We start from the raw sequence: 11319 nt of genomic DNA, 5'->3' as shown, positions 1-11319 counted from the left end.
CGCGTTGGAATGCGATGGAGATGCGGTACACATGCGCCGCAGTGCCGTGGAGCGGGACAAGCGCCGGAGCAACATCCTGCAAAGCCTGGGCTGGAGCACCCTTCAATTCACCACCAGGGAGCTCACCACCAACATGGACCATACGCTGAGCGTGGTGCAGGAGAGCATTGCACGATACGGCGGGCTGTGGCATCCGGGTGAAGGGTCAAAGCGAACGGAGTAGAATGTCCCCTTTCCTTCAGCCCTTTGCCAACACCGAACGAGCGATCTTTCTTACCTGCCATGAACGATAGCACATCCTTCCAGGAGACCCCATACTATCGATTCAATCGGGAGGAGCGCAACTATGCTGCCATCCTGTACCATCTGCTTCTGAGCGGGCAGCACAACCTGAAGGCCTTTCTCAACCTCATTGAACATCGCTCCGAACGATCGATTGAGCAATGTGACGTGTACTATGAGTTCGCCTTGCAACGGGATGCCTGGCACCAGATGGATGACGCGGCTAAGCGGGATTGGCTCCTTCTCAAATTACCGCTTGGGTTGGATCCGCCTTCGCATGAGGAGGGTTGGAACACATTCTTCGGGTTGACTAGGAATCCATCACGCACAGTGTATCAATCGCCCGCCAGCTGGGTCTTGTCTCGTATCGACGATTCGGTACAAGGTCAGCAATACCGGGACTTGGCCATGCTGAAGTGGTGCTTCAACATCAAGCCGGACCTCGTGATCATCACCGGAAGGAAGCAGGCCGTGTGCATTGAAGCGAAGGTGGAGAGCGGACAAGGCAAATACCCAACTTCCTCCATCGATAAAGCCGAATGGAAACGGCGTGTGGCTGGGTCCTACGTCGATCAGCTCGACTGCCAACGTCACTTGTTCCACCATGTACTGGAATTCCCGATTGAGGCGGTCACATACATCTTACTGGATGAAAAGGGGGCTGGCGCCGGAGAGGCAAAGGGCCTTTCGTGGAAGAGCGCCTTCGCTGCTATGGAAACGGCCCCAAGCCATCCGTTTGTAGAGAATTGGCTGCGGGATAGGAACTGGAAATAGTCGGCCCATGCACCTCCTCTCCAAATCCACCTACATGCGGGGCCGCCAATGCCCCAAGGCCTTGTGGCTGTACAAGCACCGCTGCGAGCTGCTGCCGCCGGTGGATGCGGCGCGCCAGGCCATCTACGACACCGGCACTGAGGTGGGACTCCTGGCCCAGCAGCTCTTCCCCGGCGGGGTGGACTGCACGCCGGAGTCGCCCACCGACTTCGCGCCGGCCATTGCCGCCACGCAGCGCGCCATCGCGGACGGCGCGCCGGTGATCTACGAGGCCGCCTTCCTGCACGAGGGCGTGCTGGCCGCGCTGGACATCCTGGTGAAGGACGCCGATGGCTGGAAGGCCTACGAGGTGAAGAGCAGCACCAGCGCCAAGGAATACCAGTGGCACGATGCGGCGCTGCAGGCGCATGTGATCGAGGGCTGCGGGATCGCATTGGCGGACGTGAGCATCGTGCACCTCAATAACCAGTACGTGCGGCAGGGCGCCATCAACGTGCTTGAGCTCTTCGGCATCACCTCCGTGAAGCACCTCGTGGATGCGGAGCGTAAGGACGTGCCCACGCGCATCGCCGCGCTCAAGGCCGCGCTGCAACAGCCCGAAGCTCCGGCGGTGGACATCGGCCCGCACTGCTCTTCACCATTCGATTGCGACTTCATGCACCATTGCTGGGCGCATGTGCCGAAGAAGGGGAGCGTGTTCGAGCTCACGCGCGCCATGGGCAGGGATTGGGACCTGTACCAGCGCGGCATCCTGCTGCTGAAGGACATCCCCGATGGCGAGCCGCTCACCGCTGCGCAACAGCGGCAGGTGGACGGCGCGAAGCACGGCACCGCCACGATCGACCGTCACGCCTTGCGCCGCTGGCTTGGCGAGCTGCGCTACCCGCTGCACCACCTCGACTTCGAGACGATCATGCCGGCCGTGCCGCTCTTCGACGGCACGCGGCCCTTCCAGCAACTGCCCTTCCAGTACAGCCTGCACGTGCAGCACGCACCAGGTGCGGAGCCTCTTCACCGCGCCTTCCTCGCCGATGGCACGGGCGATCCGCGCGAGGCCTTCGTGCAACGCCTGCTGAAGGACATCGGTCCGGAGGGCGACATCCTCGCGTACAATGCGCCCTTCGAGGTTTCGCGCATCAAGGAACTGGCGCGCGATCTTCCGCAGCATGCTGATTCCTTGCTTGCATTGCTTCCGCGCGTAAGAGACCTGCACACGCCCTTCAAGGCGGGCTGGTACGCGGTGCCGGACATGAATGGCCGCACGAGCATCAAGGTGGTGCTGCCCGCGCTGGTGCCGGACTTGAGCTACCAGGACCTCGCGGTGCAGGAGGGCGACACCGCCAGCGGCCTCTTCCTGCAACTGCTCAACGGCCGCTATGCAGGTGACCCCGCGCAGCTGCGCGCGGACCTGCTGGCCTATTGCGGGATGGATACGCTGGCCATGGTGAAGGTGCTCGGCGTGTTGGAGCGCGTGGTAGCTTGGGTGTGATGTGAGGAGGACGCCGACGTTCGGCTGCACGGGGAGCAGTGCGCTCGTATCCCCGCGCGCTCCGGGATGTCTTCTGAACAGAACACCGATTCAGAGGATCTCTTGCCGCGAAGCCTCCACTTATCTTTGAGCGACAACACGCAGGCGATGGTGTACACAGTGACCAAGAGGACCCCGAAAAGGCGGGCAGGTGCGGTGCTGAAACGCGCAGCCAAGCGCGCGCGCAAACCCGGTGCGGACTTCAGCGACCTGGTGGGCACGGCGCCCTTGCACAAGGACCCGGTGAGGTTCCAACGCGCGCTCCGCGATGAGGAATGAGCGCGTAGCCATCAATACCAACATCCTGCTCTACATCCTGGGCGGCGACATGTCTCTGGCGTCGCTGCTAACTGGCAAGGATGTGGTGGCCAGCGCCATGTTGCGTTGGGTGCTTATGTGGCGCTCAGTCACGCGCGCACGCTGACCGCCTCGCCCTGCAGCGCATGCCACAGCAGCACGTTGGCCTGGTGCGCGGCGTGGGCATTCACGTAGGGCTCCTGCCAGGTCAGCGGCGGGTGGATCCCTTGCGTGCTGAGCTCCAGTCGTTCGGCCTGTGCGTGCAGGGTGCGCTCATCGAGCGGCGCATCGTGGCGCAGGGCGTCGCGCAGCAGGAGGGTGAAGCGCGCGAGCTGGCGCTCATCGGCGCGCAGCGCCTCGAGCACTGTGGGCAGCGCCTGCTCCAGGTAGCGGCCCGTGCGGAGCAGCCTCGCCAGCAGCTCTTGCGCGTGCAGGGGCCCATTGGGCCCGAGGTAGCCCACGCCCTTCGCGGCGTACCCGGGCACATTGGCGATGGCGAAGAGCCAGCGGTAGGGGTGGGTGATGGTGACCTCGATGCGGTGCACCGTGCGGAGGGTGATGCGGCCGGTGACCAGCTCGCCATCGATGAGGGCGGTAACGACTTCCTGTGCTTCGCTCATGGTGTTGGGTGTTGGTGAAGCACCCGAACGCCCGCCTCTTGGAGGTCCACGACGCGCAACGGTCCCTGGTTCGACTTTTTTTGACCGGGCCGGTCCGCATCGTTCTCCCACCGTGGCGTCGAAGCTCGGTTGGGGGTCCGCCTTGCAGCGGACGCTCGGGATGCAGGGGCGAAAGTAATGCGCGTCGCGCAATGCCATAGGATGATGAAGTCGCGGCAGGCACGCAGCAGGCTGCGTGCGGTGGCTGTCCGTCATCTTGCTCGCGGCAGGCTGCGTGCGGTGGCGTCCGTCATCCAACTCGCGAGTGCTTGCTCGCGGCAGGATGCGTGCGGTGGCTGTCCACGGCCTGCGCGGGCGCGCCCAACTCGGGGAGCTCGTGCTGCGGGCCTGTGCGAGTTGGGCAGTGACTTGGCCGTGGCGGCTTTTTGGCTCCACCTTTTTGCCGCCAAAAAGGTGGAAAAAGAAATTTGACATGAACGTGTTCCTTTCGCTGAACGAGCAGCACGACTCCACAATCGCTGAAGCACTCGTGAGATTCCGAATACGCGGGTCCGCGCTGCACCGGTGAGCCTGCATTCGGAAAGCAGGCCCGCGTTCCGGAATGACGAGCTACGGAGAACCCGCGCGTGCTTGCTCACGGCAGGCTGCGTGCGTGGGCGTCCACCCCGGGTCTTCGCCCGGGGCAGGCTCCCGACGCGCGGTCGCCTTTTGGCGAAAGCCCCGCAGAATTGATGCGGGGTTGGCGAAGCATAAGGTGGAAAGAGAAGTTTGATCTGAACTCGTTCTTGCACTGAACGAATAATCCGGAACCACAATCACTGAAGCCCTTGTGAAACCAGCGCCTGCGCCGAACAGGTGGCATTCACCCCCCGCAATGGCAGTTCGGGCCCGGTTTCCACAGGGCCTCCACTAATCCCATGGACCACCCCAATCGCCACCCAATCACCCACCGCATGGGTCCGCCGACTTTTCTCATCAGCGAGGCTTACACGTTGCAACTAGTTCGGTGCCTACTTGAACTTGAATCCCAGATTCAGCCGCACCATGGCAGCCGGCCGGCTAGCTCCTTGTCCAGCCCATTCTCGCCCTCGCTGTCGTCGAACCACAGATTACCGATGGGCAGTTCAACGCCCGACATGAAACGGCCGGCCTTGAGGCCTACGTAAGGGCCGTGGGTGAAGCCCCAACTCGCATACGTATTGCTCCCAGGGCTTCGGCCTCGTGGCCCATCATTGCTCTGATTGATGAGCAGGACGCCCGCCGTGGGCATCACGATGTACTTCAGGTCAAGGACCGTGTTGCTGCCCACCAGCAGGCTCAGCAACAAGCCCGGCCGGAGCAACTGCATCTCCGGATAGAACTCCCATTCTTCGTAGTCGTTGCGGCCGGCATTCACCGAGATCTGGAGCCAATCCACGCTGAGGCCGTATCGTAGTTTGCGGTTGGCGCCAGAATCGAAGTAGTAATCGGTGCCCATGATCAGGTTGAGGCCAGATCCGGGCGTGAACTCATTCAGTGATCGGTTGTAGCCGCCACGTAGGAAACCGCTGCCCCGGATGACCGGCTCGGATTCCTGGGCTAGCACCATGTTGCCGGATCCCATGAAGAGGCAAGCGAGTTGCAGCATACGAATGCCATTCCCGGTCTTGTGGCGCATATGAAGGGCAGGTTTATCGCAATAGTATTGAATGGACCCGTTCCTCTCGTGGGGCACTGCTTGGCGGGCTTGAATGGAAGAGCCCCTTCGCCTTGCGGTTATCGTCTACATCCGGTCTCTGCAAATCCTATAACCCACCCCAATCGCCACCCCAACCACTCACCGCCGCATGGGTCCACCATCTTCAGCCACCCACTTCCAACACCTCACTCCTTCACCACTCGTACAGCCCCGGCGCTCCCCGCTTCGCGCAGCAGGTAGAGCCCGCGCGGCAGGTCCGCTAGCGTGAGCGTGGCCCGGGCTCCGTTCACGCGTTCGGTGCGCAGCACGCGCCCTTGCGCATCGCAGAGCAGCAGGGCATGCGCGCCATCGGTCGCGAATGACAGCGTGATCGCGCCGCCGGTGGGATTCGGGAACACCGCGAACGCATCGGTCGCGCGCGCGTCCACTGCGGTGGAGATGATCGACACGGGCACCGAGGGCGCGCTGGTGCAGCCCAGCGCATCGGTCACCACCACGGTGTAGTTGCCGGACGCATCGGCGGTGATGCAGGGCCCGGTGCCATCGGGCAGCGGCTCGCCGTTGAGGTACCACTGGATCTGCGGACGGTAGGCGGTGCACAGCGTGGAGCCGCTCTGCAGCACGCTGGGGATCTGCGGCGTGGGCGGACACTCCAGCGGCGCGCGGAACACATCGCCATGGTCGCCCACGGCCAGCAGGGCACCGTCCACGAGCTGCGCGTCGTTCAGGCCCACATCGAAGGGAGCGGGCACGATGGTCTCCCAGCTATCGCCGCCGTCGGTGGTGCGCAGCACGTAGCCGCTGTACTGCACCGCGTAGCCGGTGTCGGGGTCGGTGAAGAAGATGCTCATGGTGAACTGCGGCAATTCGTTGAGGATTGTCCACGTATCGCCGCCGTCGGTGGTGCGCGCGCCGCCGCTGCCCGAGAACCAGCCCAGTGTATCGTTGAGGAAGAAGAGGCTGTTGATGTCCGAGTTGGTCGGCGGGTCCAGCCATTCCCAGGTGGCGCCGCCATCGGTGGTGCGAGCCAGCACGCCGCCCTCGCCGCCGCAGAAGCCGAGGTTGTCGTTCACGAACCAGATATCGTAGATGTTGCCGCCATCGAGCACGTGGGTCCAGCTGCTGCCGCCGTTGGTGGTGCGGTAGCAGCCGCCGTTCACGTAGCCGCCGCAGGCCAGCGCGGTGGTGGTGCTGAAGGCCCAGGTGCTGCGGATGGCCACGCTGGGTCCGGGGTGATTGGTGCTGGTGGCGAAGTAGTCGGTGGTGTGTCGGTTGGCGCCCGAGCCGCCACCGAGCCAGCCGATGCCGTTGGACCGCAGGTGGATGCCCACCCAGGTGGCGCTGCCGGCGCTGGCGTTGGCCCAGTGGCGTCCGCCGTCGGTGGAGCGCATCACGCCGTTCTCGAAACCGCCCAGCGTCTGCCATCCGGCGGCGGCACCCAGCTGGTCGGTGCCGAAGCTCACCTTGCTCAGTTTGGTGTGGTAGGTGCCGATCTGCACCGGCGTCCACGTGGCGCCGTGGTCCGTGGTGCGGTACACGCGAGCTTCGCCGCCGAGCAATCCGAAGCCGCTGGGGTCCACGTACGCGTGGTAGAGGTCCTGGAAGGTCTCGAGGATCTGGGCGCTCCAGCTATCGCCGCCGTTGGTGCTGCGCATCACCACGCCGCCGTTGCCCACGGCGATCAGCAGGTTGCCGCGCGCGAAGAGGCTGAGCAGACTGTTGGTGGTGGGGCTGGTCTGTGCCGTCCACGTGAGGCCCGCGTCGCTGGTGCGGATGATCTCGCCCCCGATGCCCACTGCGAGCCCATTCAGCGCATCGGCGAAGTGGAAGCCGCGCATGTTATAGGTGATGGGCGCGGTGATCGGCGTCCACGTGTCGCCGCCGTTGGTGGTGCGCAGGAGCACCGCGCCGGTGGCCGATGCGAAGCCGAGGGTGTCGTTCACGAAATGGAGGCCCACGATGGCGTTGGTGGTGCCGCTCGTCTGCAGGGTCCAGTTGGCGCCGGCATCGGTGGTGCGGGCGATCTTGCCGCTCTCGCTCGCCGCCCAGCCCAGGGTATCGTTCACGAAGCTGAGGCAGGCGGCGTGGCCGAAGCCGAAGAGGTTCACCGAACTGGCGCTGCTCCAGTTGTCGGTGGTGCGGTAGAAGCGGCCGGACTCGGCACCGATGATGCCGCGCTGGTCATCCCACATCCACAGGCTGCGCGGCACGTTCAGCAGGTTGTAGGGCATGCGCTCCCAGCTGTCGCCCGCATCGTTGGTGCGCAGCACGTAGCCCAAGGTGCGGTCGATGGTGACGGCATCGGTGGGGCTGTGCATGCGCACGGCGGTCAGGTCGCTGCGGGTCTTGATCGGCGTCATCAGCTCCCAGGTCTGGGCGGAAGCAGTGAGCACGAGGAGGAGCGAAGACAGAAGAGCGGAGCGGTGCAGCATGGGTTTCATCCTTTCGGCGGAACGGCGAAGATCGTGCGGCGGGATTCGGAATGCATGACGAGGGGAATGCAACCGAGAGGGCATCGTGCGTGAACCGATCGAGCCGGCGTGCCGATGCCGGCCCGAATGCGCCAAGGCGTGATCCAGAGCGCTACTCTTTCAACACACGCAGCGAGCGCGCGGCCTGATGGCTTTGCTCATAGCGAACGGTGTACACGCCCGCCGGCAGCTCGGCTTGCACCACGGTGCGCTCTGCGTTGGTGCGCGCGCTATGCACAATCCGCCCAAGCGCATCGATCACCTGCAGGCTTCCATTCGCCACCGTACCGGGCACGGTGAACGCCTGTGTGAAGGGATTCGGGAAGGCCTGCAGCGCGATTTCCGCCATCGATGATGGCGTGCTCGTAGCGAGATCGTTGCTGAACCGCAACAGGAAGAGGTCGTAGTTGCTGCCGCTCAGGTAGCGTATACCGCCAACGATGATGCCGCCATCGCTCTGGAGGCCGATGGCGCGGCCATCGCCGAAGCCGCCTCCGGGCTGGTGCGTTGCGAAGCCGTTGCTGCCAAAGGACACGTCGGGGGTGCCGTCGGCATTGTAGCGGCCCAGGTACATGCCGTTGCCGGGGTTGAAGCCTCCTGTGATGAGCACCTTGTCCCAGGGCTGCCGGATGGCCTGGTACAAGGAAGTGGACGAGGCGCCCACCTGCACGATCACCTCGCCCTGATCGCCGAACGAGAGGTCGCTGCTGGCGTTGGGCATGATGCCCACCAGCGCGGCTTGGGTACCGCTGGGGCCGGCCAGTACGCAACGCTGATCGGGCATCAGTACGATGCTGTTGGCCGCATCATTGCCGGTGGTGAGGTCGTAGGTGTTCTCGAAATCGGCGGTCAGATGGCTGCCGTTGGCGCCGAAGGTGCCGTAGCCCATGCGCTGATTGGGGGCATTGGCGCTCACGGTGCCCACCACGAATTTCCCGTCGGCGCGAATAGCCATGCTGTTGCCCACATCGGAGAGGTCATCATCGAAGAGGTCGGTGAAAGTGGCGGAGCTGCCGCCGCCGACGGTGGGGTCGATGCCGCCCGTGGACGTGGTCTTCCAGAACGACACCGCATTGTAGTTGGGCTGGGTGAGCGTGTAATGCTCGTAGCCCAGCACCATGATGCCGCCGTCATCCATGCAGACCACGTCACGCGCGTAGCTGCCATCGTTGTACACGCTGGTGGCCCGGGTGACCTCTCCGTTGCCGGAGAAGCTGTTGTCGTAGCTGCCATCGGGCAGCAGGCATAGGATGAACATCTGCATTTCGCCGCTGGCGAGCTCGGTCTCGCCCGCCGCCACGATGCGGCCTTGATCATCGATGTCCACCGCGGCAAGGCGGTCATCGCCGCCGGTGCCGGTCCAGACCACCTGGCCGTTGGTGCCGAAATCGGTGTCGGGTGTGCCGTCGGCATTATAGCGGATGATGATGGCATCCTGGAAGGCTCCGCCACCGATGGCGCCGATGCTGCCGACCACCACGATCTTGTTATCGGGCTGTATGACCAGATCGTTCATCCAGTCGTACCCCGAGCCCGCGTCGATGAGCGCCTCGCCGTTCGTTCCGAAGCTGAGGTCGAGCGTGCCGGGCTGGGCAGTGGCTGCTGCCACAGAGATGGCTGCCAGGGCAGGAAGGATGGTTCTCATGGATGTACGGGTGCTACGCGCAAAGGTGGTGAACCGCCTGTACCCTGCGTGTACACGTTGGAACGGGCTGGCGCGTTGGGTGAAGGGGGCTTTCCATCCTCTGGGATTTCGCCATCCGGACCGAACGATGGCTGAGCCAAATGCGCATGGGCCGATCGTGCGGATCGAGTAAGCAAGGCACATGCGCATTTCCGGGCCGTGGAACGCTTGCGGGATCCGCACGCACGCGGCATGAGCGTGGCCATTCGAGCGGGCATGATGACGTGCATCATCCTTGCCCATGCCGCTTGCCGCTAGCTTGCCTCGAAATCACGTCCACCATGCGTCTCCTTACGCTGTTCACCGCAGCCTTGTCCGCCGCCGCGCTCACCGCTCAGCCCACCCTCACCCAAGCCACCAACGGCTTCACCATCGGCCAGAGCCTCTCGTTGAACTACAGCCCCTACGCTGACCCGGGCTTCGCGGGGCCCAACCAGACCTGGGACTTCGCATCGCTCGTGGTGGACAGCAGCACCACCGTGCAATGGGTGGATCCCGCCACCACCACCAGCGGCGCGCTCTTCCCGCAGGCCACCATCGCGGAGCTTTGGGACGTGGTCTCCTTCAGTGACCAGGACGCCACCGGCCTCTATGTGCAGGGCAGCGATGAGCAGGGCACCGTGGTGGCGCTCACCGACACCCGCCGCGCGCTGTTGTGGCCGCTCACCTACGATGACAGCTGGACCGACACCTATGCCGGCACCTATTCCGTGGCCGGCTTCGATGTGACGCGCACTGGCACGTACAGCGGTGAGGCCGATGCCTATGGCACGCTGCAGTTGCCATGGGGCACCGTGGTGAACGCGCTCCGCGTGCACATCACTGCCGAGCAGAGCGATGAGTCGCCCTTCGCCACCCTCGAGCAGGACATCGACTCGTACCAATGGTTCGTGGTGGGGGAGCCCTGGCCGGTGCTGGAAGTCGTGAGCAACACCATCAACAGCCCGCTGGGCACCTTCACCACCACCTATAGCCTGTGGAGGGCCGATGCCATTACCGGCATGCCGGATCCTGGTTCCGCGGTGTCGGATGCCCTGCAGGGCTGGGTCGTGCCCGGAGGCGCGTCGCTGTGGCTCAACCGTCCGGTGAGCGGGGTGCTGCTCGATGCTTCGGGCCGTGTGGCCGCCGCGCTGAATCGCCAATCGCTCATCGACTTGGCTTGTCTTGCGCCGGGCCTGTACACCGTGCGCACCGAAGACGGGGCCACGCTGCGGCTCTTGCGCTGAGCGGCCCGGGCGCCGGGTTGCCGGTGATCCCGTGCTCTTCAGCCCAGCATCCTCAGGGCACCAGTTCGACCATGACCTCGTTGCGACGGCCCACCAGGCGGTAGGGCGGGTCGTAGCCCATGAAGCTCCATTGGCCCGTATGCGCGATCCCTTCGCGCTCCAGCGCGGCGAAGAGCTTCTCCTTGTGCTCCAGGATGCGCGCATCGTTGGCGAATCCTCCGAAGGTGATGGCCGCCATGGTGCGCTCGGCCTCGGTCTTGAATTGCACCTCGGCGTTGTCCGGTTTCGGCAGGTCCTTCGGATCGTGCTCGGCGGGCAGCATGAATTTCATGGTCATCGGGCCGTCCATCTCCATCTCCACCGGGCTGGTCATGGCGATCTTCTGACCGGTTTCGTTGCCGCCGAAGATGTAGCCCGCCAGGGTCCGGAAGCCCCGGCTGCTCCCGCCCCGGTAGCTGTCGGCATCGATCGTCACGTAGATGAAGTTGGCCGAATGGTAGCGGCGCACCTCGAAGTCCGCGTAGGCCTTGACCACCTCGCAGGGGTACATCTCGATGTTGCGCACCTGTCCGTAGGCCCAAAGTTGAGAGAGCGCGAAGAGCCCCGCGAGGACAAGCGCGATGATGGCGAAGGTTTTCATGGTTCGATGAAGGGGAACAGACGAAGGGGCGTTCGGGTTCGGAGCAGGGCGGCGGTAGCTCCTTGATGCACGCGATGGAACGCTGCGAGCCCCGCCACGCACACGACGGCTACTTTCGC

11 protein-coding genes and 1 riboswitch are annotated in these 11319 nt (G+C 64.3%); of the genes, 6 read left to right on the top strand and 5 right to left on the bottom strand.

All coding sequences use genetic code 11. The annotated features are described in order from the left end of the window. The 5 genes from IPM12_14865 to IPM12_14845 all read left to right on the top strand — a co-directional run. Nucleotides 1–223 (top strand): DUF559 domain-containing protein (locus tag IPM12_14865; protein ID MBK9149083.1); only part of this gene is annotated, 223 nt, incomplete at its 5' end. A gap of 23 nt (nucleotides 224–246) precedes the next feature. Further along, entirely contained in the window at nucleotides 247–1056 is an 810-nt protein-coding gene (locus IPM12_14860; GenBank protein MBK9149082.1) for a hypothetical protein, read from the top strand. A 7-nt stretch (nucleotides 1057–1063) separates the two neighbouring features. After that, a complete protein-coding gene (locus tag IPM12_14855) occupies nucleotides 1064–2545 on the top strand; it encodes a DUF2779 domain-containing protein (GenBank protein ID MBK9149081.1) in 1482 nt (493 codons plus the stop codon). Between the two features lie 126 nt (nucleotides 2546–2671). Continuing rightward, complete coding sequence (locus IPM12_14850) at nucleotides 2672–2863, top strand: hypothetical protein (protein MBK9149080.1); 192 nt, start codon at nucleotides 2672–2674, stop codon at nucleotides 2861–2863. Further along, complete coding sequence (locus tag IPM12_14845; GenBank protein MBK9149079.1) at nucleotides 2853–3008, top strand: hypothetical protein; 156 nt, start codon at nucleotides 2853–2855, stop codon at nucleotides 3006–3008. The genes IPM12_14850 and IPM12_14845 overlap by 11 nt, the downstream gene beginning before the upstream one ends. On the opposite strand, the gene IPM12_14840 is transcribed toward IPM12_14845, so the two are convergent. The 4 genes from IPM12_14840 to IPM12_14825 form a co-directional block, all read right to left on the bottom strand. After that, nucleotides 2992–3501, bottom strand: a complete 510-nt coding sequence (locus tag IPM12_14840; protein ID MBK9149078.1) for a hypothetical protein — start codon at nucleotides 3499–3501, stop codon at nucleotides 2992–2994. The two genes, IPM12_14845 and IPM12_14840, sit on opposite strands and share 17 nt — an antisense overlap. A 66-nt stretch (nucleotides 3502–3567) precedes the next feature. Then, a riboswitch (SAM riboswitch) is annotated at nucleotides 3568–3670 on the bottom strand. Between the two features lie 864 nt (nucleotides 3671–4534). Further along, nucleotides 4535–5158, bottom strand: coding sequence for a hypothetical protein (locus IPM12_14835; protein MBK9149077.1), 624 nt, complete (start codon nucleotides 5156–5158; stop codon nucleotides 4535–4537). A 206-nt stretch (nucleotides 5159–5364) separates the two neighbouring features. Continuing rightward, nucleotides 5365–7611 (bottom strand): T9SS type A sorting domain-containing protein, encoded by a 2247-nt coding sequence (locus IPM12_14830; GenBank protein ID MBK9149076.1) that lies wholly within the window; start codon nucleotides 7609–7611, stop codon nucleotides 5365–5367. Nucleotides 7612–7762: 151 nt separating this feature from the next. Beyond that, nucleotides 7763–9295, bottom strand: a complete 1533-nt coding sequence (locus IPM12_14825) for a T9SS type A sorting domain-containing protein (protein ID MBK9149075.1) — start codon at nucleotides 9293–9295, stop codon at nucleotides 7763–7765. A 320-nt stretch (nucleotides 9296–9615) separates the two neighbouring features. Here IPM12_14825 and IPM12_14820 point away from each other — a divergent pair, with 320 nt between their 5' ends. Continuing rightward, nucleotides 9616–10560 carry a hypothetical protein gene (locus IPM12_14820; GenBank protein ID MBK9149074.1) on the top strand — a complete coding sequence of 315 codons (945 nt, stop codon included), beginning with the start codon at nucleotides 9616–9618 and terminating at the stop codon, nucleotides 10558–10560. Between the two features lie 52 nt (nucleotides 10561–10612). Here IPM12_14820 and IPM12_14815 read toward each other — a convergent pair whose 3' ends face one another. Further along, a complete protein-coding gene (locus IPM12_14815) occupies nucleotides 10613–11200 on the bottom strand; it encodes a heme-binding protein (protein MBK9149073.1) in 588 nt (195 codons plus the stop codon). Between the last annotated feature and the right edge of the window lie 119 nt (nucleotides 11201–11319).

The sequence above is a fragment of the Flavobacteriales bacterium genome (assembly GCA_016716605.1).
In the GTDB taxonomy this organism is placed as follows: Bacteria; Bacteroidota; Bacteroidia; order Flavobacteriales_F; family PHOS-HE28; genus PHOS-HE28.
This window is presented reverse-complemented; position numbering and strand designations above follow the sequence as displayed.

What these genes read in the sequence shown, in the direction of transcription:
- IPM12_14815 (MBK9149073.1), bottom strand. Translation starts at nt 11,200, where the DNA reads ATGAAAACCTTCGCCATCATCGCGCTTGTCCTCGCGGGGCTCTTCGCG.
- IPM12_14855 (MBK9149081.1), top strand. Translation starts at nt 1,064, where the DNA reads ATGCACCTCCTCTCCAAATCCACCTACATGCGGGGCCGCCAATGCCCC.
- IPM12_14835 (MBK9149077.1), bottom strand. Translation starts at nt 5,158, where the DNA reads ATGCGCCACAAGACCGGGAATGGCATTCGTATGCTGCAACTCGCTTGC.
- IPM12_14830 (MBK9149076.1), bottom strand. Translation starts at nt 7,611, where the DNA reads ATGCTGCACCGCTCCGCTCTTCTGTCTTCGCTCCTCCTCGTGCTCACT.
- IPM12_14845 (MBK9149079.1), top strand. Translation starts at nt 2,853, where the DNA reads ATGAGGAATGAGCGCGTAGCCATCAATACCAACATCCTGCTCTACATC.
- IPM12_14840 (MBK9149078.1), bottom strand. Translation starts at nt 3,501, where the DNA reads ATGAGCGAAGCACAGGAAGTCGTTACCGCCCTCATCGATGGCGAGCTG.
- IPM12_14825 (MBK9149075.1), bottom strand. Translation starts at nt 9,295, where the DNA reads ATGAGAACCATCCTTCCTGCCCTGGCAGCCATCTCTGTGGCAGCAGCC.
- IPM12_14820 (MBK9149074.1), top strand. Translation starts at nt 9,616, where the DNA reads ATGCGTCTCCTTACGCTGTTCACCGCAGCCTTGTCCGCCGCCGCGCTC.